Annotated in this window: 16 protein-coding genes; 9 read left to right on the top strand and 7 right to left on the bottom strand. The window is 70.0% G+C overall.

What is annotated here, in order from left to right:
* Positions 1-5 precede the first annotated feature (5 nt).
* Complete coding sequence (locus tag BUE42_RS00515; RefSeq protein ID WP_073462146.1) at positions 6-1,118, bottom strand: FAD-dependent monooxygenase; 1,113 nt, start codon at positions 1,116-1,118, stop codon at positions 6-8.
* Positions 1,119-1,207: 89 nt separating this feature from the next.
* On the opposite strand from BUE42_RS00515, the gene BUE42_RS00510 reads away from it, so the two are divergent.
* Genes BUE42_RS00510 through BUE42_RS00500 form a run of 3 tightly spaced genes read left to right on the top strand, consistent with a single transcriptional unit; the run spans position 1,208 to position 5,482 of the window.
* Complete coding sequence (locus tag BUE42_RS00510) at positions 1,208-3,667, top strand: AsmA family protein (RefSeq protein WP_073462145.1); 2,460 nt, start codon at positions 1,208-1,210, stop codon at positions 3,665-3,667.
* Complete coding sequence (locus BUE42_RS00505; RefSeq protein ID WP_073462144.1) at positions 3,664-4,551, top strand: MOSC domain-containing protein; 888 nt, start codon at positions 3,664-3,666, stop codon at positions 4,549-4,551. Before BUE42_RS00510 ends, BUE42_RS00505 begins: the two co-directional genes overlap by 4 nt.
* Position 4,552: 1 nt before the next feature.
* A complete protein-coding gene (locus BUE42_RS00500; protein ID WP_073462143.1) occupies positions 4,553-5,482 on the top strand; it encodes a DMT family transporter in 930 nt (309 codons plus the stop codon).
* On the opposite strand, the gene BUE42_RS00495 is transcribed toward BUE42_RS00500, so the two are convergent.
* On the bottom strand, positions 5,454-6,326 hold the full coding sequence (locus BUE42_RS00495) for a pirin family protein (protein WP_073462142.1): 873 nt from the start codon (positions 6,324-6,326) through the stop codon (positions 5,454-5,456). The genes BUE42_RS00500 and BUE42_RS00495 overlap by 29 nt on opposite strands.
* 98 nt (positions 6,327-6,424) lie before the next feature.
* On the opposite strand from BUE42_RS00495, the gene ychF reads away from it, so the two are divergent.
* Genes ychF through BUE42_RS00480 form a run of 3 tightly spaced genes read left to right on the top strand, consistent with a single transcriptional unit; the run spans position 6,425 to position 8,260 of the window.
* Positions 6,425-7,519, top strand: coding sequence for a redox-regulated ATPase YchF (ychF, locus tag BUE42_RS00490; RefSeq protein WP_073462141.1), 1,095 nt, complete (start codon positions 6,425-6,427; stop codon positions 7,517-7,519).
* A 37-nt stretch (positions 7,520-7,556) separates the two neighbouring features.
* The gene (locus BUE42_RS00485; RefSeq protein WP_073462140.1) at positions 7,557-8,078 is read left to right on the top strand and encodes a zeta toxin family protein; all 522 of its coding nucleotides are present in this window, start codon (positions 7,557-7,559) and stop codon (positions 8,076-8,078) included.
* Complete coding sequence (locus BUE42_RS00480) at positions 8,075-8,260, top strand: hypothetical protein (RefSeq protein ID WP_073462139.1); 186 nt, start codon at positions 8,075-8,077, stop codon at positions 8,258-8,260. Before BUE42_RS00485 ends, BUE42_RS00480 begins: the two co-directional genes overlap by 4 nt.
* A 23-nt stretch (positions 8,261-8,283) precedes the next feature.
* On the opposite strand, the gene BUE42_RS00475 is transcribed toward BUE42_RS00480, so the two are convergent.
* Positions 8,284-10,041: a sensor domain-containing diguanylate cyclase gene (locus BUE42_RS00475; protein WP_073462138.1), complete on the bottom strand. Its 1,758-nt coding sequence runs from the start codon at positions 10,039-10,041 to the stop codon at positions 8,284-8,286.
* Positions 10,042-10,289: 248 nt separating this feature from the next.
* Between BUE42_RS00475 and BUE42_RS00470 the strand changes: the two genes are divergently transcribed.
* Positions 10,290-11,180 carry an aldo/keto reductase gene (locus BUE42_RS00470; RefSeq protein WP_073462137.1) on the top strand — a complete coding sequence of 297 codons (891 nt, stop codon included), beginning with the start codon at positions 10,290-10,292 and terminating at the stop codon, positions 11,178-11,180.
* Positions 11,181-11,266: 86 nt separating this feature from the next.
* Positions 11,267-14,464 (top strand): CHASE domain-containing protein, encoded by a 3,198-nt coding sequence (locus tag BUE42_RS00465; RefSeq protein ID WP_073462136.1) that lies wholly within the window; start codon positions 11,267-11,269, stop codon positions 14,462-14,464.
* Here the strand turns inward: BUE42_RS00465 and ggt are convergent.
* A complete protein-coding gene (gene ggt, locus BUE42_RS00460; protein WP_235002021.1) occupies positions 14,461-16,080 on the bottom strand; it encodes a gamma-glutamyltransferase in 1,620 nt (539 codons plus the stop codon). The genes BUE42_RS00465 and ggt overlap by 4 nt on opposite strands.
* A 322-nt stretch (positions 16,081-16,402) precedes the next feature.
* Between ggt and rpoH the strand changes: the two genes are divergently transcribed.
* Complete coding sequence (gene rpoH, locus BUE42_RS00455; protein WP_073462134.1) at positions 16,403-17,356, top strand: RNA polymerase sigma factor RpoH; 954 nt, start codon at positions 16,403-16,405, stop codon at positions 17,354-17,356.
* A 72-nt stretch (positions 17,357-17,428) separates the two neighbouring features.
* Here the strand turns inward: rpoH and BUE42_RS00450 are convergent, their stop codons facing one another.
* Genes BUE42_RS00450 through BUE42_RS00440 form a run of 3 tightly spaced genes read right to left on the bottom strand, consistent with a single transcriptional unit; the run spans position 17,429 to position 20,134 of the window.
* Complete coding sequence (locus tag BUE42_RS00450) at positions 17,429-18,031, bottom strand: SCO family protein (protein WP_083613775.1); 603 nt, start codon at positions 18,029-18,031, stop codon at positions 17,429-17,431.
* On the bottom strand, positions 18,028-18,951 hold the full coding sequence (cyoE, locus tag BUE42_RS00445; protein ID WP_073462133.1) for a heme o synthase: 924 nt from the start codon (positions 18,949-18,951) through the stop codon (positions 18,028-18,030). Before cyoE ends, BUE42_RS00450 begins: the two co-directional genes overlap by 4 nt.
* Positions 18,952-18,970: 19 nt before the next feature.
* Entirely contained in the window at positions 18,971-20,134 is a 1,164-nt protein-coding gene (locus tag BUE42_RS00440) for a COX15/CtaA family protein (RefSeq protein WP_073462132.1), read from the bottom strand.
* Positions 20,135-20,140: the final 6 nt, after the last annotated feature.

Raw genomic sequence — 20,140 nt, 5'->3', positions numbered from 1 at the left:
TTCAATCAGGTGTCGAGCGCCCGGGCGGTGAGCCAGCGCTTCAGCGGGGAAAGGTGGTTGACGAGAGTCATGCCGCGGTTGCGAAGTTCCCGCACCGCCGCCTGATCCGTGGAAAACAACCGCCACAGACCGCCGGTCAATTCTCCCATCGCCCGGGTGGGGGCCAGGCGTGAGCGTTCGTAACGGCGCAGCAGCTTGGCGTCGGACAGCTCGCGCCACGGCTCCCGCTCTGCCAGCACCTGCGACAGCGAGGCCACGTCGGCCAGCCCGAGGTTCAGGCCCTGCCCGGCCAGCGGGTGCACGACATGCGCCGCATCGCCCAGCAGCACCCAGCCGGGGCCGCACCAGGCGCTGGCGCTGGCCTGCACCAGCGGCCAGCCGGCGCGCGCCGAGGCCAGGCTCAGCCGCCCGCAGGCGCCGCCGGTGGCGTCGTTGAGTTCCTGCTCGAAGGCCGCGGCATCGAGCGCCAGCAACGCCTGCGCGCGCGCCTGCGGCAGCGACCAGACCAGCGCATGCGAGCAGCCCGGCTGCGGCAGGTCGAACGGCAGCAGCGCGAGGACGTCGGGGGCGCGGAACCATTGGCGCGCGGTGTGGCGGTGCGGCTGGTCGGCGACCAGCCGTGCCGCGATCGCGACCTGGCCGTAGTCGTGGCGCTCGAAGCGCACGCCCAGCGCGGCCCGCGAGGCCGAGGCCTTGCCTTCGCACAAGGCCGTCAGCGGCGCCTGCACCTCGGCATCGGCCCCCAGCAGCTCGACATGCGGCGAATAGCGCGCCGCGGTGGCGAGCGCCTGCTCCAGCGCCGCCACGTCGGTGATGAAGGCCAGCTCGGCCACGTGCTGCTGCCAGGCTGAGAATTCGAGCGCGGACCCGGCCGCATCGCCTTCGACGCGCATCTCGTGCACCGCGGTCGCCGCGCCGGGCGGCAGCGCCTCCCAGACCTTCAGCGACTTCAGCAGCGCGACCGAGCCGGGGTTCAGCGCATAAGCGCGCACATCCTCGCCGGCGTGGGCCGCGGCATCGGGCACCAGGGCCACGCGCAAGCCCTGGCGGGCGAGCGACAACGCGAGCGCCTGGCCGACGATGCCGGCCCCTCGGACACACAGATCGAAGCGTTTCATGAGGTTTCATTGTAGGGATCGGCACCACCCTGGCGCCCTTGAGGGCAGAATCGGTGCCCCCACGCTGCACCCATGCGGTCACCGATTCGATGAAACCCTGGATCCGCAAACTCCTGCTGGCACTGGCGGTGCTGGTGCTGCTGCTCGGTGCCGTGCTCGCCTGGCTGGTCTCGACCTTCGACCCGAACGCCTACAAGGGCCTCGCGATCGACTGGATGAAAACCCACCGCGCCCGCACGCTCGCGATCGACGGGCCGATCAAGCTGTCGGTGTTCCCGCGCCTGGCGGTGCAGCTGTCGGCCGTCAAGCTCAGCGAGAAAGGCCGCACCGACGAATTCGCCGCGCTCGACGAGGCCTCGCTGTCGGTCGCGGTGCTGCCGCTGCTGCGCCAGCAGCTGGTGGTCGACCACGTCAGCGCCCGCGGGCTGCGGCTGGTGTACCGCCGCGACGCACAGGGCAAGACCAACATCGACGACCTGATCGCCGGCGACACGCCGCCCGGGGCTCCCGCATCGCCGGCCAGCCAGGCGGCCTCGGGCGCGCCGCTGCGCTTCGACGTCAGCAGCGTGCAGCTCGACGACCTGCGGCTGAGCCTGCGCGACGAGCGCGACCAGCTCTCCGGCGAGATCACGCTGAACTCGCTGCACACCGGCCGGCTGGCCGACCAGGTGGAGTCGCCGGTCAAGCTGCAGGCCGAGCTCGCGATGAAGGCGCCGGCCGTCAAGGGCCGCTTGAGCGGCGAGACCAGGCTGACGCTGCTGCTCGCGCAGCAGGGCGTGAAGCTGCGCGACATGCAGCTCGGCTGGCAGGGCGACGCGTTCGGCGTGCAGGCGATGGACGTGAAGATCCAGGGCGCGCTCGGCTACGACGGCCAGCACGGCACGCTCGATGCACAAGACCTCGACCTGGGGCTCGGCGCGACGCTCGGCTCGCTGAAGCTGGCCGGCAGCCGGGTGCAGATCAAGCACTTCGCGTTCGACCCGGCAGCGCGCAACCTGTCGCTCAGCGCGTTGCAGGTCAAGCTGGCCGGCACGCAAGGCGGCCAGCCGCTGTCGGCCACGCTCGACTGGCCCGAGCTGAACGTGAAGGGCGAGGCGCTGACCGGCAGTGCGCTGAGCGGCAAGCTGTCGCTCGAAGGGCCGACCGCGATCGATGCCAGCTTCAAGTCGGCGGCGCCGGGCGGTAGCTTCGACATGGTCAAGGTGCCCGGCTTCGAGGCCACGTTCAAAGGCAGCATGAAGGGAACCGGACCTGGCAACACCGGTCAACGTGAGCTGGCCGGCACGGTGCGCGCCGACCTGCAGCTGCAACCGGCCAAGAGCGCGTTCGCGCTCGACGCGCTGGCGGCCCAGCTGAAGATCCAGGAACCCTCGCTGCAGCCGCTGGTGCTCGACATGCGCGGCAGGGCCGATGCGTCGTCGCAGGCGGCGCACTGGTCGCTGGCCGGGCAGATCAATGCCAACCCGTTCCGCAGCGAGGGCGCCATCACGCTCGCCGGCACGCCGATCACGGTGAAGGCCTCGGCCAACTTCGAGGCGCTGGACCTGAACCGGCTGCTGCCACCGTCCAGCACCGCACCCGCCCCGGCGCCTGCCGCCACCGAGAAGCCGGGCGCCGACACGCCGGTCGACCTGTCGCCGCTGCGCGCGCTGCAGGGCGAGTTCAGCCTGCACATCGGCAACTTCGCATACCAGACCTACCGCGTCAGCGATGCCGCGCTCGAGGCCTCGCTGCAGGGCGGCATGCTGCGCGTCAGCAAGCTGTACGGCAAGACCTGGGGCGGCGTGCTCGACGCGACCGCATTCGCCGATGCGCGGGCGAGCCGCATCGCGGTGAAGGCGACGGCCACCGGCGTCAACGTCAACACGCTGCTGAAGGACGTGGCCAAGAAGGACATCCTCGAAGGCACCGGCCGCGTCGCCGCCGACATCGAGACGGCCGGGCGCAGCGTCAACGAGATGAAGGCGCGGCTGAAGGGCACGGCTGCGCTGCAGCTGCGCGACGGCGCGATCAAGGGCATCAACCTCGCGAAGAGCCTGCGCCAGGCCAAGGCGGCGCTGGCCATGAAGCAGGACAGCTCGCAGAAGGCGACGCAGGCCGAGAAGACCGATTTCTCTGAGCTGACGGCCAGCTTCGTGATCACCGACGGCATTGCGCGCAATGCCGACCTCGACGCCAAGAGCCCGTTCCTGCGGTTGAACGGCTCGGGCATGCTCGACATCGGCCGCGGCCGCATCGACTACACCGCGCGTGCGACGGTCGCCAACACCACCAAGGGCCAGGACGGCGCCGACCTCGCGGCGCTGAAGGGCGTCACGGTGCCGGTGCTGCTGACCGGGCCGTTCGACGCGATCGACTGGAAGATCCAGTGGTCGCAGATCGCGACCCAGCTGCTGAAGAACGAGGTCACCGGCAAGGCCGAGGAGAAGCTCAAGGAGAGCCTGCGCGGCAAGCTCGGGCTGCCGTCGGCGGCGAGCGGTGCGGCCTCGGGGCCGCAGCCGTCGACCAAGGACCAACTGAAAGACAAGCTGAAGGGGCTGTTCAAGTGAGCGAGCTGGCCGAGGGGGAAGTTCAGGTCACGCTGCGCAGCGTGCACGTGTACCCGGTGAAGAGCTGTGCCGGCGTCGCGCTCGACGAATCGCTGCTGATCGAGACCGGGCTCGAATTCGACCGCGCCTGGATGGTGGTCGACGCCGCCGGCCGCTTCGTGAGCCAGCGCGAGCTGCCGCGCATGGCGCTGATCCGCACGACGCTGAAGCACACCGAACTGGTGCTGCGCGCGCCCGGCATGCTGGCGCTGCACCTGGCGCTGGATGCGGTCGAGGCGCCGCGCCAGGTCACCGTGTGGAACGACACCGTCGCGGCCTACGACATGGGCGACCTCGCGGCGCAGTGGTTCAGCGATTTCCTCGCCGCGCCCGACAGCGGCGTGACCTTCCCGCTGCGCCTAGCGCGCTTCGACCCGGAGCACAAGCGGCTGTCGAACAAGCAGTGGAGCGGCGACATCGACGCCGAGAACGCGTTCAGCGACGGCTTCCCGCTGCTGGTGGTCTCGCAGGCCTCGCTCGACGAGCTCAACGAGCGCCTCGCGCGCAAGGGCGTCGCGGCGATGACGATGGCGCGCTTCCGGCCGAACCTGGTGCTCGACGGGCTCGACGCGCACGGCGAGGATTTCCTCGACGAGATCCGCTTCGACACGCCCGAGGGGCCGGTGCGGCTGCGCCTGGTGAAGCCCTGCCCGCGCTGCCCGATCCCGAACGTCGACCTCGAGACCGGCGAGCCGGGACAGGAGCCGGGCGACACGCTGTCGACCTACCGGGCCGACGAACGCCTCGACGGCAAGATCACCTTCGGCATGAACGCGGTGATCGTCGAGGGCATCGAATGCGGACTGCGCAGCGGGCTGCTCGGCAGCGCCAACATCAAATTCTGAGGTGGCGCGCCTTCGAAACTGGCAGCTGTTCGCAGTCTGCGTGCTGACCTGGGGCACGACCTGGCATGCGATCACGTACCAGGTCGGCGTCACGACACCGGAGTTCGGTGTCGCGCTGCGCTTCGCGCTGGCCGGCGCGGTGATCCTCGCGTTCGCCGCGGCGCGCGGCATCTCGCTGCGCTTCGCGCCGCGCCAGCATGCGTGGTTCGCGCTGCAGGGCGTGTTCCTCTACGGCGTGTCGTACCTGTGCGTCTACCACGCCGAGCGGCTGCTGCCGTCGGGGCTGGTCGCGGTCGGCTACTCGGCGTCGCCGCTGATCGCCGGGCTCGGCGCACGCTGGCTGTTCGGTGTCGCGATCACGCCGCGCTTCATCGCCGGCGGCCTGCTCGGGCTGGCCGGCGTCACGCTCGTCTTCTGGCCGGAGTTCGGCCATGCGCGCGATGCCGCGGGCACCACGCTCGGCGCGCTGTTCACGGTCGGCGCGGTGTTGCTGTCGGGGGTCGGCAGCCTCGCGGCCAGCCGCAACGGCGCGCGCGGATTGCCGTTCTGGCCGGCCCTCGGCTTCGGCATGCTGTACGGCGCGCTGTGCTGCTTCATCGCGGTGCTGGCCGGCGGGCAGCCGATGGCGCTGCCGGCCGTCGCGTCATGGTGGATCGCGCTGCTGTACCTGTCGCTGGCCGGCTCGGTGCTGACCTTCGCCTGCTACCTGACACTGATGCAACGCCTCGGGCCCGGCCCGGCCGGCAGCATCGGCGTGATGACGCCGCTGCTGGCGCTGCTCGTCTCGATGGCCTTCGAGCACTACCAGCCGGATGTGCTGACCGCCGTCGGCGCGGCGCTGGCGGTGGCGGGCAACGTGCTGATGCTGCGCCGCGGCACGCCGCCCGCAGCCGCCGCCGAACTCAAGGGCGGCGCTCCGGCAGCGGAATGAACTCGGTCTCGCCGGGCACGACAGCGAAGCGCTGCGCCGCCCAGTCGTCGGCGGCCTCGGCGATGCGGTCTTTGCGGCTGGACACGAAGTTCCACCACATGAAGCGGTGGCCGAGCGGCTCGCCGCCGATCAGCATCACGCGCGCGCCCTGCGGCGCCTCGAGCAGCGGCTGAGCGCCTGCCGGCAGCACGACCATCTCGCCCGCCGGCACCGCCTGGCCATCGAGCGTGAAGCCGTTGTCCACGCCGTACAGCGCCCGCTGCGGTGCCGCCGCGGGCACCTGCAGCCGGCCGCCGGGCGGCAGCGCCAGGTCGACATAGAGCGTCGGCGACAGCGTGGGCGTCGGCGAGGCCGCACCGAACGCGCTGCCGATCAGCACGCGCACCGCGGTGTCGCCGACCGACACCGACGGGATCGCCGCGGCCGCGGTGTGCGAGAAGCTCGGCGCGTCTTCCTCGTGCTCGGCCGGCAATGCGGCCCACAGCTGCAGCCCGTGGCTGCGGCGCGTCACGTGGCGCAGGTCGTCGGGCGCGCGCTCGGAGTGGGTGATGCCGCGGCCGGCGGTCATCCAGTTGATTGCGCCGGGCTCGATGCGCTGCACGATGCCGGTGCTGTCGCGGTGCAGCATCGCGCCTTCGAACAGGTAGGTCACGGTGGCCAGGCCGATGTGCGGGTGCGGGCGCACGTCGTGGTTGTCGCTCGGCTGGGCGGTGATCGGCCCGAAGTGGTCGAAGAACAGGAACGGACCGACCGATTGCTGCTGCGCCGACGGCAGCAGCCGGCGCACGGTGAAGCCGCCGCCGAGGTCCTTGGTGTGCGGATTCAGGCGCAGGAGTTCGAGCATCGGGGATCCCTCGAAGGGGGTTGGAAAAGGCGGGAACGGGCAGTGTAGAGGGAGCGCTTAAAATTCGCCCTCTCTCTCGACCTGCGAAAGCCCCCTCCATGAGCCTCAAATGCGGCATCGTGGGCCTGCCCAACGTCGGCAAGTCCACCCTTTTCAACGCGCTGACGAAAGCCGGCATCGCGGCCGAGAACTACCCGTTCTGCACGATCGAGCCGAACGTCGGCATCGTCGAGCTGCCCGATCCGCGCCTGCAGGCGCTGTCGGCGATCGTGAAGCCCGAGCGCATCGTGCCGGCGATCGTCGAGTTCGTCGACATCGCCGGGTTGGTGGCCGGCGCGTCGAAGGGCGAGGGCCTGGGCAACCAGTTCCTGGCCCACATCCGCGAGACCGACGCGATCGTCAACGTGGTGCGCTGCTTCGACGACGAGAACGTGATCCACGTCGCCGGCAAGGTCGACCCGATCTCCGACATCGAGGTGATCCAGACCGAGCTGTGCCTGGCCGACCTGGCCACCGTCGAGAAGACGCTGCAGCGCTCGATCAAGGCGGCGAAGTCGGGCAACGACAAGGAAGCGGCCAAGCTGGTCGACGTGCTGCAGAAATGCCAGGCCGCGCTGAACGAGGCGAAGCCGGTGCGCGGCATCGCGTTCAGCAAGGAAGAGCAGGTGATCCTGAAGCCGCTGTGCCTGATCACCGCGAAGCCGGCGATGTTCGTCGGCAACGTCGACGAAGGCGGCTTCGAGAACAACCCCTACCTCGACAAGCTGCGCGCGTATGCCGAGGGCCAGAAGGCGCCGGTGGTGGCGATCTGCGCGAAGACCGAGGCCGAGCTGGCCGACATGCCCGATGACGACCGGCTGATGTTCCTGCAGGAGATGGGCCAGAGCGAGCCGGGCCTGAACCGCCTGATCCGCGCGGCGTTCGGCCTGCTCGGGCTGCAGACCTACTTCACCGCCGGCGTGAAGGAAGTGCGCGCCTGGACCATCCACATCGGCGACACCGCGCCGCAGGCGGCCGGTGTGATCCACACCGACTTCGAGCGCGGCTTCATCCGCGCCCAGACCATCGGCTTCGACGACTTCATCGCGTTCAAGGGCGAGCAAGGGGCGAAGGACGCCGGCAAGATGCGGGCGGAAGGCAAGGAGTACGTGGTGAAGGATGGGGACGTGATGAACTTCCTGTTCAACGTCTGAGATCAGCAAACGTCGATGTCGACTTCCGTATAGCGGGATGGCGAACCCGAAGATCGTCATCATCGCCGGCCCGAACGGCGCCGGCAAGACGACTTTTGCCTCGGCGTTTCTTCCGCAGGAGGCAGGTTGCCCACGCTTCATCAACGCGGATCTCATTGCCGCCGGACTGTCCCCCTTCGCCCCCGAGACTGCGGCGATCAGGGCAGGCCGGTTGATGCTGGAAGAGATCGACAGTTGTGTGCGCCGCGGAGACAATTTCGCCTTCGAAACGACGCTCTCCGGGCTGGGGTACCTTCGCAGGATTCGTGACTGGCGCCGCTGCGGCTATCACGTCAGCCTGTTCTTCCTCTCGCTGCCGTCCGTGGATCTCGCCATTGCGCGGGTGGCGGAACGGATTCGTCAAGGAGGCCATGCCATTCCGCAAGACGTCATACGGCGGCGCTTCGTCGCAGGCAGGCGAAACCTGGATGAACGCTACCGCAACGCGGTGGATGTCTGGGCCCTCTACGACAACGCAGGCGACGAACCCGTCCTTCTCGAATGGAGCGAAACAGCATGAACCAGGATCAGGTCGGCCAAGCGAGAGACAAGGACTTGCCGTCGTCGTTGATCGCGATTCGACGGGCCGCGCAGGCAGCTCGCGATACGGCGATGCGGACCGGCACGGCCATCGTCGTGTGGCGCAACGGGCAGGTGGTGCGGATCTCGGCGAGCGAACTGCGGCAGGCTGAGCCCAAGTAGCGTGCCACAGGGCGCTGCGCGCCCTACTCCGCCCCCGCCTCCCACGGCCCCGCCTTCAGCCACCGCCGCCACCAGCGCGGCCGCTGGCGCTGCGGGGTGATCGTCGTCAGCTGGCGCAGCCGCGCCCCGCTGCCCGGGCGCATGCGGCCGATGTGGGACACCAGCGCGTCGACCAGCGCCTGCGGCGTGTCGCGCCGGTCTTCCGGCAGGTGCGCTACCACCGCATGCATCTGCAGCGTCTCGGCGCCCGGCAATTCGCCGGTGTAGTGCTGGGCCTGGTGGATGATGCGGTGCACGATCATCAGCACCTCGCCCGGGTTGGCCACGCCGTCCAGCAGCGCGACCACCCGCTGCTCGTTGAAGCGCACCACCAGGTCCGACGCGCGCATGCCCTGCTGCACCTGCCGGCCGGCCATCAGCAGCGCCTGCTCGGCGATCGACGCGCCCTGGCGCAGCCGGATGTCGCGCAGGTTGACGACCTCGAACATCACGACCGCGCTGCGGATGCCGTGCCGCTGGCTGCGGAACTTCATCTGCGCGAGCCGCGGCAGCAGGTCCTTCGGGCGCAGCAGGCCGGTCAACGGGTCGTACTGCGCGGCCTCGCGCAGGCGCGCCGACACCACGTCGTGGTCGCGCCGCAGCAGCGACATCGCGTACAGCAGCAGCGGCAGGTCGATCGCGCTCGCGAACAGCAGCCCGTACTGCGAGAACAGGCCGCTCGGCACGACGCCGAATCCCTTCAGCAGCGGCAGCGCGGCCCCCGCCCCGAGCACGATCTGGCCGGCCGCCAGCCAGCGCACATGCGGCAGCTGCCAGCGCAGCGAACGCACCAGCAGCCCGCCGCCCACCAGCATCGACAGCGCACCGAACGACCGCGTCAGGAACCAGCGCTCGGCCAGGTCGAGGAACGGGTAGGCCACCGTCAGCACCACGGCCAGCACGATGCACAGCCACACCAGCAATCGCTCGAGCGGGCCGATCACCGCCTGCGGCACCGCCGAGCGCAAAAAGCCCAGCCCGACCGCGCCGAGCAGCACCGGGCTCAGCATCAGCAGCGCGACGCTCAACGCCGGCTCCTCGCCGAGCAGCGTCTGGTGCACCTGGCCGCTCAGGCAGGCCAGCGTCAGGATCATCGCGACCAGGTAGGCGCTGCACCAGCCGAGCGCGCCGTCGCGGTGCACCACCGCCTGCACCACCACGTACAGCAGCGCCAGCAGCGCGAGCCCGAAGTAGGCGCCGATGAAGAGCTGGGCCGTGCCCTGGCTTTCGAGCAGGTCGCGCGGGCTGCGGATCAACGGTGCACCGCCGAGCGTGGCGGGATGCTCCAGGCGCAGCAGGTAGGTCGTCGCCCGCTGCGCATCGGCATGCAGCTGGAACACCGGCAGCGACGCGCGCACCGGCCACTGCGAGATCGGCGTCAGCACGCCGCTCGCCTGCGGCGACCCGATGCGCGCCTCGGGCCCGACGCGAAACACCTCGGCGCGCATCAGCGTCGCGTGCGGCAGCTCAAGGAACCAGTCGGCCTCGCTGCCCGCTCCCACCTGTACGCTGAAGCGCACCCAGGTCACGGCCGGCCAGCGCGCACCGAACAGCTCGTCATCGGGCAGCGGCTGCCAGCCGCCGGTCTCGACCAGCACCGCCTGGGGCGTCTGCTGCCCGGTCGGGTCGACGCGGAACTCCGCCCCCTCGGCCAGGCTGCGCGCCGGGCCGTGCACCGTCAACTGCAGCGTCGCCGCAGCGCAGCACGCCGGCCATGCCGCGACCAGCACGGCCAACAGCATCGCCCACAGCGGTGGCCATGGCAGGCGGGGGGATCGGGGGCAGCGGAATGGCAAGAGGGGATCCCTGGAGTCGGTGGAGTCTGGACGGGGCGGCGCGCATTCTGGCGTCGATATCGTCGGGATTCGCCCCATGCAACGCAAGCGAAACGGACTGTTACGCTCTGACTTTCCGCGACGCGCGGGCGCACACTGCTGACCCGCGCCTTCGCGCCGCCCCCCTTTACTGCTGCCGACAGCCTGCCGCCATCATGAGCCCCGTCATCCCCCCCAACCTCGCCCTCTCCCCGATCGTCGCCGGCGCCTGGCGCATGGCCGACTGGGGCTGGAACGCCGAACAGCGCGTGCGCTGGATCGAGCAATGCATGGAGCTCGGCGTGACGAGCTTCGACCATGCCGACATCTACGGCGGCTACCGCGTCGAGGCGCTGTTCGGCGAGGCGCTCGCGCTGAAGCCGATGCTGCGCCAGCACATGCAGCTGGTCGGCAAGTGCGGCATCAAGCTGGTCGGCGAGGCCCGGCCCGAGCACCGGGTCAAGCACTACGACACCTCGGCAGCGCACATCACGCGCAGCGTCGAGGCCTCGCTGCGCGCGCTGCAGACCGACCACCTCGACTTGTTGCTGATCCACCGACCCGACGCGCTGATGGATGCCGACGACGTCGCCGAGGCCTTCACCTCGCTGCGCCAGGCGGGCAAGGTGCGGGCCTTCGGGGTGTCCAACTTCACGCCGGCGCAGTTCGACCTGCTGAACAGCCGCATCGCGCTGGCCACCAACCAGATCGAGCTGCACCCGCTGCACCTGTCGCCGCTGCACGACGGCACGCTCGACCAGTGCCAGCGGCTGCGCTTGCGCCCGATGATCTGGTCGCCGCTGGCCGGCGGCGCGCTGCTGACCGGCGGCGACGAGCGCTCGCGCCGCGTGCAGGCCGCGCTGCAGGCGGTCGGGCAGCGCCACGGCGTCAGCGCGGCGACCGTCGCCTACGCCTGGCTGCTGCGCCACCCGACCCGCCCGCACCCGCTGACCGGCTCGCAGCGCCTGGAGGCGATCCGCGAGGCGCTGGCCGCGCTGCAGCTGAAGCTGGACGCCGAGTCCTGGACCGAGATCTGGCAGGCCGGCAGCGGCCACGAAGTGGCCTGACGATGGGTGTGACCTCGCTTCACGCCGGCTGAGCACCGCAACGAGGTGATAGGCTCCCCCTGCCCCCACCTCGCCCCATCGATTCGATGACGCCAGCGACGCCCCGCACCACGCCGCACTGGCCGCTCGCGCTGGCGGGCACCGCCGTCGCCTATGCCGTGGTCGGTTGGGCTGCGCTGGCACTGGCGATCCCGCCCAGCCTCGCGTCGCCGCTGTACCCGTCCGCCGGCATCGCGCTGGCCTGCCTGCTGGTCTACGGATGGCGGGTGCTGCCGGGGGTGCTGATCGGCTCCTTCGTCGTCAATGCGGGCGTCGCCATCGACCAGGCCGGGCTGAGCCTCGCGGGCCTGGCGGTGCCGGCCGCGATCTCGGTCGGCGCCATGCTGCAGGCGGCGCTGGCCACGCTGCTGGTGCGGCGTTTCGTGCATCAGCCGGTCACGCTCAACGAACCGCGCGACATCGCGGTCTTCTTCGGTCTCGGCGCGATCGCCGCGTGCCTCGTCAGCTGCAGCGTCGCGACGCTCGCGCTGTGGCTGGCCGGCCACGCGCCGCTGGGCGAGCTGGCCTTCAGCTGGTGGACCTGGTGGGCCGGCGATGCGCTGGGCGTGCTGATCGGCACCCCGATCGCGCTGACGCTGATCGGCCTGCCGCGCGACGAGTGGACCGCGCGGCGCCGCACCGTCGGCCTGACGCTCGGCATCGCCACGCTGCTGATGGCGCTCGGCGTGCGCCAGGTCGCGCAATGGGAAGACGCCCGCGTGCAGGCCGCCTTCGACCGCGATGCGATCCACGCCTCGTCCAACCTCGCCGCGCAGCTGCAGTACCCGCTGCATGCGCTGGAAGCGCTGCGCGGCGTGATGATCTCGTCCGACGACGTGACGCGCGAAGAGATGCACCGCGCCGCTGCCGCCTGGCTCGAGGTCGGCGGCCACCTGCAGGCGCTCGGCTGGACCGAGCTGATGCCGCGCTCGCAGGTGCCGGCCTTCGAGGCCCGCGTGCGCGCGGCCGGCCTGCCGGGCTACCGGGTGTTCGACCGCTTCGACTCCGGCTTCAGGCCGGCGCCCGACGACACCGTGGCGGCGATCCGCTACATCGAGCCGCAGGCGTCGAACGCCGCGGCGCTCGGCGTCAACACCCGCTCGATCGCCGCGGCGCGCATGGCCATCGATTCGGCGGTGCGCACCGACCGGCCGGCCGCCAGCGCCGGCTTCCTGCTGACGCAGGACGGTGCCGGCACGCAGACCGGCGTCGTGATCTACCAGGCCGTCTACGCCGGCATGCCGACCACCGTCAGCGACCGGGTCGCGGCGGCCCGCGGCGTGGTGTTCGTGACGCTGCGCATGGACGATGCGCTGCAGTCGTTCAAGAGTTCGCTGCCGCATTACCTCGACGTGTGCATCGTCGACACCGACCCGATCGCCGAACGGCGGCGCCTGGCCGGCACCAACGGCTGCGAAACGCTGTCGGCCGACCTGTCGCACGTGCGCTCGTTCGCATTCGCCGGGCGGCAATGGGACCTGCGCGTGACGTCCACGCGCGCCGCGGTGCCGCACGTGCGCGAGCGCAACGCGCTGCTGTTCTCGCTGGTCGGCCTGCTCGCCACCTCGATGCTCGGCGCGCTGATGCTGACGGTGACCGGCCGCACGCGCCGCATCGAGGCGGCGGTCAGCGACCGCACCGCGGCGCTGCAGCGCGAGATCGCCGAGCGCCAGCGCACCGAGGCCGACCTGCGCGAGAGCGAGCAGCGCTTCCGCAACATCCTGAACCACGTGCCGATCGGCGTCGTCTACACCGACCTGCACGGCAACGTGAAGCAGGTCAATCCGCAGTACTGCGACCTGACCGGCTACGGCGCCGAGGCGCTGGTCGACATGAACGTCGCCGCGCTGACGCACCCCGACGACCGCGCTCAGGACCTCGAGATGACGAGCCAGCTGCTGCGCGGCGAGATCCCGATGTACCGGCGCCAGGGCCGCTACGTCACGCGCGACGGGCGCCAGGTGTGGGTGCAGACCATCGTCACGCTGCTGCGCGACCTGCAGGGCCAGCCGCGGCGCATCGTCGGCGTGGTCGAGGACATCACCGAGCACCTGCGCCTGGCCGAGGCCGAGCGGGCGCGCGAGCTGGCCGAGGCGGCGAACCGCGCGAAGAGCGATTTCCTGTCGCGCATGAGCCACGAGCTGCGCACACCGCTGAACGCGATGCTCGGCTTCGCGCAGCTGCTCGAGCTGGACCAGAACCACCCGCTGCCGATCGCGCAGCGCCCCTGGGTCACGCAGATCCAGAGCGCCGGCTGGCACCTGCTCGACATGATCAACGACGTGCTCGACCTGTCGCGCATCGAATCCGGCACGCTGAACCTGCAGGCCGACGCGCTCGACCTGCACGAGGCGGCCGCCGCGGCGCTGTCGCTGGTCGAGCAGGACGCGCGGCGCCGCGGCATCACGATCACGCAGGAGCTGGCCGACAACGCCGAGCGCGTCACCGGCGACGCCACGCGGGTGAAGCAGATCCTGATCAACCTGCTGAGCAACGCGGTGAAGTACAACACCGAGGGCGGGCGCATCCACATCGCGTCACGCCGCAGCACGGCGGGCGGGCAGCGCGACTGCGTCGAGATCACGATCACCGACACCGGGCTGGGCATGACGCCGCAGCAGCTGTCGCAGCTGTTCCAGCCGTTCAACCGGCTCGGGCGCGAGCGCTCGTCGCTCGAAGGCACCGGCATCGGCCTGGTGATCAGCCAGCGGCTGGCCGAGCTGATGGGCGGTTCGGTGCGCGCGCGCAGCACCGCCGGCGAGGGCTCGTCGTTCATCCTGACGCTGCCACGGGCCAACCCGGCCGAGAGCACGCCGGCCGGGCTGGACGAGATCGCGCCCGCGACCGGCAGCTACCACCAGCGCATCGTCCACTACGTCGAGGACAACGAGACCAACGTCGAGGTGATGCGCGGGATCCTGGCGCGCCGGCCGCAGGTGCAGTTCGATGTCTCGGTGACCGGGCTGGACGGGCTGGCGGCGATCCGCGCGCGCCGGCCCGACCTGATCCTGCTCGACATGCACCTGCCCGACATCGACGGCATGGAGCTGCTGCGCCACCTGAAGGCCGACCCGGGCACCGCGAGCATCCCGGTGGTGGTGGTGTCGGCCGACGCGCTGGCCAGCCAGATCGAGACCGCGATGGCCGCCGGCGCCCGGCAGTACCTGACCAAGCCGGTCAGCGTGAGCCAGCTGCTCGGCGTCGTCGATGCGGTACTCGACGACGTCGAGACTCGCTTCGGTTAGTAGCCTCCGGCCAGGCCCGTGTTGCGGCGCGGATCGTTCGCCCCGTAGAACCGGTTCTTGCCGATCGGCTTGCCGCCCAGCGCCGGCGCACCCACCAGGATCGCCGCCACGTGGTTGGCCGGTTGCGGGTTGCCCAGCTTGTGGCCCATGTCGGTCAGGATCTTGCGCGTGTCGGGGCTCAGCGCGTTGACCTCGACATTGGTGGTCTCCGGCAGCCACTGCTGGTGGAAGCGCGGCGCATCGACCGCTTCCTGCACGTTCATCCCGTAGTCGACGACGTTCAGGATCGTGTGCACCACCACCGTGATGATGCGGCTGCCGCCGGGCGTGCCGGTGACCATCACCGGCTTGCCGTCGCGCGACATGATGGTCGGCGACATCGAACTGAGCGGGCGCTTGCCCGGGGCGATCGCGTTCGCCTCGCCCTGCACCAGGCCGTACATGTTCGGCACGCCGATCTTCGCGGTGAAGTCGTCCATCTCGTCGTTCAGGATCACCCCGGTCTTCGCCGCGGTGACCTTGGCGCCGAACCAGTCGTTCAGCGTGTAGGTCACGGCCACCGCATTGCCGTCCTTGTCGACGATCGAGTAGTGCGTGGTGTTGCTGCCTTCGTGCGGCTCGACGCCGGGCTTGATGTCCTTCGACACACCGGCCTTGGCCGGGTCGATCACGCCGCGGATCTTTTCGGCATAGCCCTTGTCGAGCAGCCGGTCGAGCGGGTTCTTGACGAAATCCGGATCGCCCAGGTAGCTGTTGCGGTCGACGTAGGCATGCCGCATCGCCTCGATCTGGTAGTGCACCGACTGCGCCGAGCGGAAGCCGAGGTCCTTCAGCGGATAGCCTTCGAGCACGTTCAGGATCTCGCAGATCACGACGCCGCCCGAGCTCGGCGGCGGGGCCGAGACGATGCGGTAGCCGCGGTAGTCGCACTCGACCGGCGCGAGTTCGCGGGTCTTGTACTGGTCGAGGTCGGCCTGCGTCAGGATGCCCTTGCCTGCCAGGCTGGAGGCGACGATGGCCGCGCCAACACTGCCCTTGTAGAAGCCGTCCTCGCCCTTCTGCGAAATCAGGCGCAGCGTCTTCGCGAGGTCCTTCTGCACCAGCTTCTGGCCCGGCGCGAACGGCTCGCCCTTGTTCAGGAAGATGGCGCCCGAGGCGGCGTCCTTGCGAAAGTCTTCGGTGGACGTGAGCAGCATGTCGACGTCGCCCTGGTCCAGCACGAAGCCCTTGTCGGCGAACTGGATCGCCGGGGCGATCAGCTGCGCCCGCTTCATCGTGCCGTACTTGGCCCGCGCCATCTCCAGCCCCGACACCGTGCCGGGCACGCCGACCGCGAGGTGGCCGGTGGTGCTGAGGCCCTTGATCACGTTGCCGCTGGCGTCGAGGTACATGTTCGCCGTGGCGGCCAGCGGGGCCTTCTCGCGGAAGTCGAGGAAGGTCTTGCGGCCATCGGCCAGCTGGATCGTCATGAAGCCGCCGCCGCCCAGGTTGCCCGCGGCCGGGTACACCACCGCCAGCGCGTAGCCCACCGCGACCGCGGCATCCACCGCGTTGCCGCCCTTCTTCAGCACGTCGACGCCGACCTGGGTCGCGTAGTGCTGCGCGGTGACGACCATGCCGTTCTCGGCGGCGGCCGGCGCGATCGACGCGGCATGCACGGTCCAGCAACACACTGTTGCGGCGGATACCACGAAACTCTTCAGCAAACGACAGGTCTTCATCGTGACGTTCTCCTGGAAGGCACCGGGGTGGCACCAGTGGTTGGAATCCGGCAGGATAGTCGCAAAGCCTTGCAGCGAGTGGGGATAGGCACATGATTTGCCGCCGCTTTGTTGCAAGTATCCACTCACATTGACCCTCTGACGGATGGACGCCCCGGCGTCGTCAGCACTCTCGGAAGTCGAGTGCTAATATCAAGGGAACGAAAGGAATTTCAGCATGTCTGATGCTTCCATGACCCTCACGAACACCCTGACCCCTGACAACGCCCTGACCCTGCGCGACCCGTTCGCGGTGGTGCCGTCGCTCGGCAACCTCGACGCGTACATGTCCGCGGCCAACCGCATCCCGCTGCTGACGCACGAAGAAGAAGTCTCCTTCGCGCGCCGGCTGCGCGAGCACGGCGATGTCGAAGCCGCCGGCAAGCTGGTGCTGTCGCACTTGCGCCTGGTGGTGTCGATCTCGCGCCAGTACCTCGGCTACGGCCTGCCGCACGGCGACCTGATCCAGGAAGGCAACGTCGGCCTGATGAAGGCGGTCAAGCGCTTCGACCCTGACCAGGGCGTGCGCCTCGTCAGCTACGCGATGCACTGGATCAAGGCCGAGATCCACGAGTACATCCTGAAGAACTGGCGCATGGTCAAGGTCGCGACGACCAAGGCCCAGCGCAAGCTGTTCTTCAACCTGCGCTCGATGAAGCAGAGCATGAAGGAAGACGCCGCCGACGGCACGACGCACCGCGCCACGCTGACCCAAGCCGAGATCGACCGCGTCGCCCAGCAGCTGAACGTCAAGCGCGAGGAAGTGCTCGAGATGGAGACCCGCCTGTCCGGCGGCGACATCGCGCTCGAGCCGCAAGGCGATGACGGCGAGGAAAGCTACGCGCCGATCGCCTACCTGGCCGACGACAGCAGCGAGCCGACCCGCGTGATCGAGGCGCAACGCCGCGACTGGCTGGCCGGCGACGGCATCGCCCACGCGCTCGATGCGCTCGATGCCCGCAGCCGCCGGATCGTCGAGGAGCGCTGGCTGAAGGTGAACGACGACAGCTCGGGCGGCATGACGCTGCACGACCTGGCCGGCGAGTACGGCGTCAGCGCCGAGCGCATCCGCCAGATCGAAGTCACCGCGATGAAGAAGATGCGCAAGGCACTGTCCGAAGCCGTCGCCTGACGGTTGGCGGACAGCAGAAAGGGCCCCTCGGGGCCCTTTTCTTTTGTGCGCGCCTTTTCTACACGCGCTCTTTCAAGCCGTCGCCAGCAGGGCCTTCAAGTCGGCCTGCAGCGCCTCGGTGCCGCTGCCGTAGCGGGTGAACAAGCGCAGCTTGCCGGTGGTGTCGAACACGTACGAGCCGGCGGTGTGGTCCATCGTGTAGCTGCCCTCGGTCTTACCCGGGACCTTGGCGTAGAACACCTTGAACGACTTGGCCACCGCCGCCGTCTGCTCGAGCGTGCCGCGCAGCGCGACGAAGCTCGGGTCGAAGCTGCCCATGTAGGCCTTCAGGATCTCCGGCGTGTCGCGCTCCGGGTCGATCGTGATGAAGACGCCCTGCACCTTGTCGCCGTCTGCGCCGAGCGCCTTCTTGACCTGCGCCAGCTCGGCCATCGTGGTCGGGCAGACGTCGGGGCACTGCGTGTAGCCGAAGAACACGACCGCCAGCTTGCCCTTGAAATCGGCCAGCGTGCGGGTCTTGCCGTTCTGGTCGGGCAGCGACAGGCCGCTGCCGTAGTCGGCACCGGTGATGTCGACCGCCTTGAAGGCCGGCGTCGATGACGCGAGCTGGGGCAGCTTGTCGCAGGCGGCCAGCAGGCCGGCACCGGCGAGCACGAACAGTCGGCGTTGCATCATGAGAACAGGGGACTCAGGTAGTGGTCCACCAGCAGCGCGCTGAACAGCAGCGACAGGTGGTAGATCGAAAAGAGGAAGGTGCGGCGCGCCAGCGCATCCGAATAGGCCCGCCACAGCTTCCACGCGTAGCCGCAGAACATGGCACCCAGCACCACGGCCGCGGCCAGGTAGATCCAGCCGCTCATGCCGAACACGAAGGGCAGCAGCGTCGCGGCGAACAGCACGAAGGTGTACAGCAGCACCTGCAGCCGGGTGAACTCGTTGCCATGCGTGACCGGCAGCATCGGCAGGCCGGCCTTGCGGTAGTCCTCGACGCGGTACAGCGCGAGCGCCCAGAAGTGCGGCGGCGTCCACAGGAAGATGATCAGGCACAGCATCAGCGCCTCGGGGCCGACCTCGCCGCGCATCGCGGCCCAGCCGAGCACCGGCGGCATCGCGCCCGAGGCGCCGCCGATCACGATGTTCTGCGGCGTCAGCGGTTTCAGCACCACGGTGTAGATCACCGCATAGCCGACGAAGGTGGCGAAGGTCAGCCACATCGTCAGCGGGTTCACCAGCAGGTAGAGGATCGCGCTGCCGGCCGCGCACAGCGCACCCGAGAACAGCAGCGTCTGCGTGTTGGTCAGCTCGCCCTTGGCTGTCGGCCGCCACGCGGTGCGGGCCATCCTGGCGTCGATGTGCTGCTCGACCAGGCAGTTGAAGGCGGCCGCGGCCGCGGCGACCAGCCAGATGCCGGCCGTGCCCGCCAGCGCGAGGCGCCAGTCGGGCAGCCCCGGCACGGCGAGCAGCATGCCGATGACGGCGCAGAACACGATCAGCTGCACCACGCGCGGCTTGGTCAGCGCGTAGAACTGCCGCCAGCGCGGCGGGTGCGCGACGGGGGCGGTCGTGACGGCGGGGGGGGTCAAGGTGTTGGACATGGGCAGCGAACCATCGATTTTACGAGGCATGCCCCATCGCCGCCGACGCGGGGGAACGCCGCGCGGCGGACAAAACGTCCACATGCGCACGCGCGAGCAGGGCCGCGAGCAGCGTGAGCAGCGCCGCGGCGCCACCGGTGTGGGCCAGCGCCGCCACCAACGGCCAGCCGAGCACCACGTTGCCGAGGCCGCTGGCCAGCTGCCAGCCCGCCACCGCCGCGAAGCGCAGTGCCCAGCGGCGCAGCGCCGGCTCGCCGCTCGCGTGCAAGCGCCAGGCGAGCAGCACCAGCGCCGACAGCGTCACGAAGGCGCCGATGCGGTGCACCACGTGGATCGCCGTCAGCGCGGCGAACGGCAGGTAGCCGCCGTCCTTGCCGGCGCCGAGTTCGCGCCAGATCGCGAAGCCGTGGTCGAAGTCCATCGCCGGCCACCATTCGCCCTGGCAGGTCGGGAAATCGGTGCAGGCGAGCACCGCGTAGTTCGTGCTGACCCAGCCGCCGAGCGTGACCTGCGCGATGCTGATCGCCAGCACCGCCCACACGGCACGGCGCAACGCACCCGGCAACGCGAGCGGCGGCCGGTCATCGGCCTGCGCCTGCACCGCCAGCAGCATCAGCAGGCCGAGCCCGCCGAGCAGGTGCAGCGTGACGATGGCGGGGAACAGCTTCATCGTGACGGTCAACGCGCCGAAAGCGCCCTGCAGGCAGACCCAACCCAGCGTCGCCGTCGCCCACCACAGCGACAGCGCGCGCGCATCCCGTGGCTCGCGTCGCCGCTGCCGCCATGCCGCGACCGTGATCGCGATGATCAACACGCCGACCGAGGTCGCGAGGTAGCGGTGCACCATCTCGACCCAGGCCTTGCCGTGCGTCACCGGGCCGCTCGGCATCGCCGTCTGCGCCGCCTCGATGTGGCCCTGCGCGCCCAGCGGACTGGCATTGCCGTAGCAGCCGGGCCAATCGGGGCAGCCGAGACCGGAATCGCTGAGCCGCGTGTAGGCGCCGAACAGCACCAGGTCGAAGGTGAGGAACAGCGTCATCACCGTCAGCGCGCGCAGCCGCGTCGCCGGGTGCGCGCGGCGGTGCCGCAGCGCGATCCACACCAGCGGGCCGGTCGCGAGCAGCAGCGCCACCAGCGCCATCGCGGCCAGCGGGCTCAGGTCATAGGAAGCAACGACGCCCATCGACCG

The sequence above is a fragment of the Rhizobacter sp. OV335 genome, from assembly GCF_900142965.1.
Classification (GTDB): Bacteria; Pseudomonadota; Gammaproteobacteria; order Burkholderiales; family Burkholderiaceae_C; genus Rhizobacter.
The sequence above is the reverse complement of the archived record's forward strand: the minus strand, read 5'-3'. Positions and strand labels throughout refer to the sequence as shown.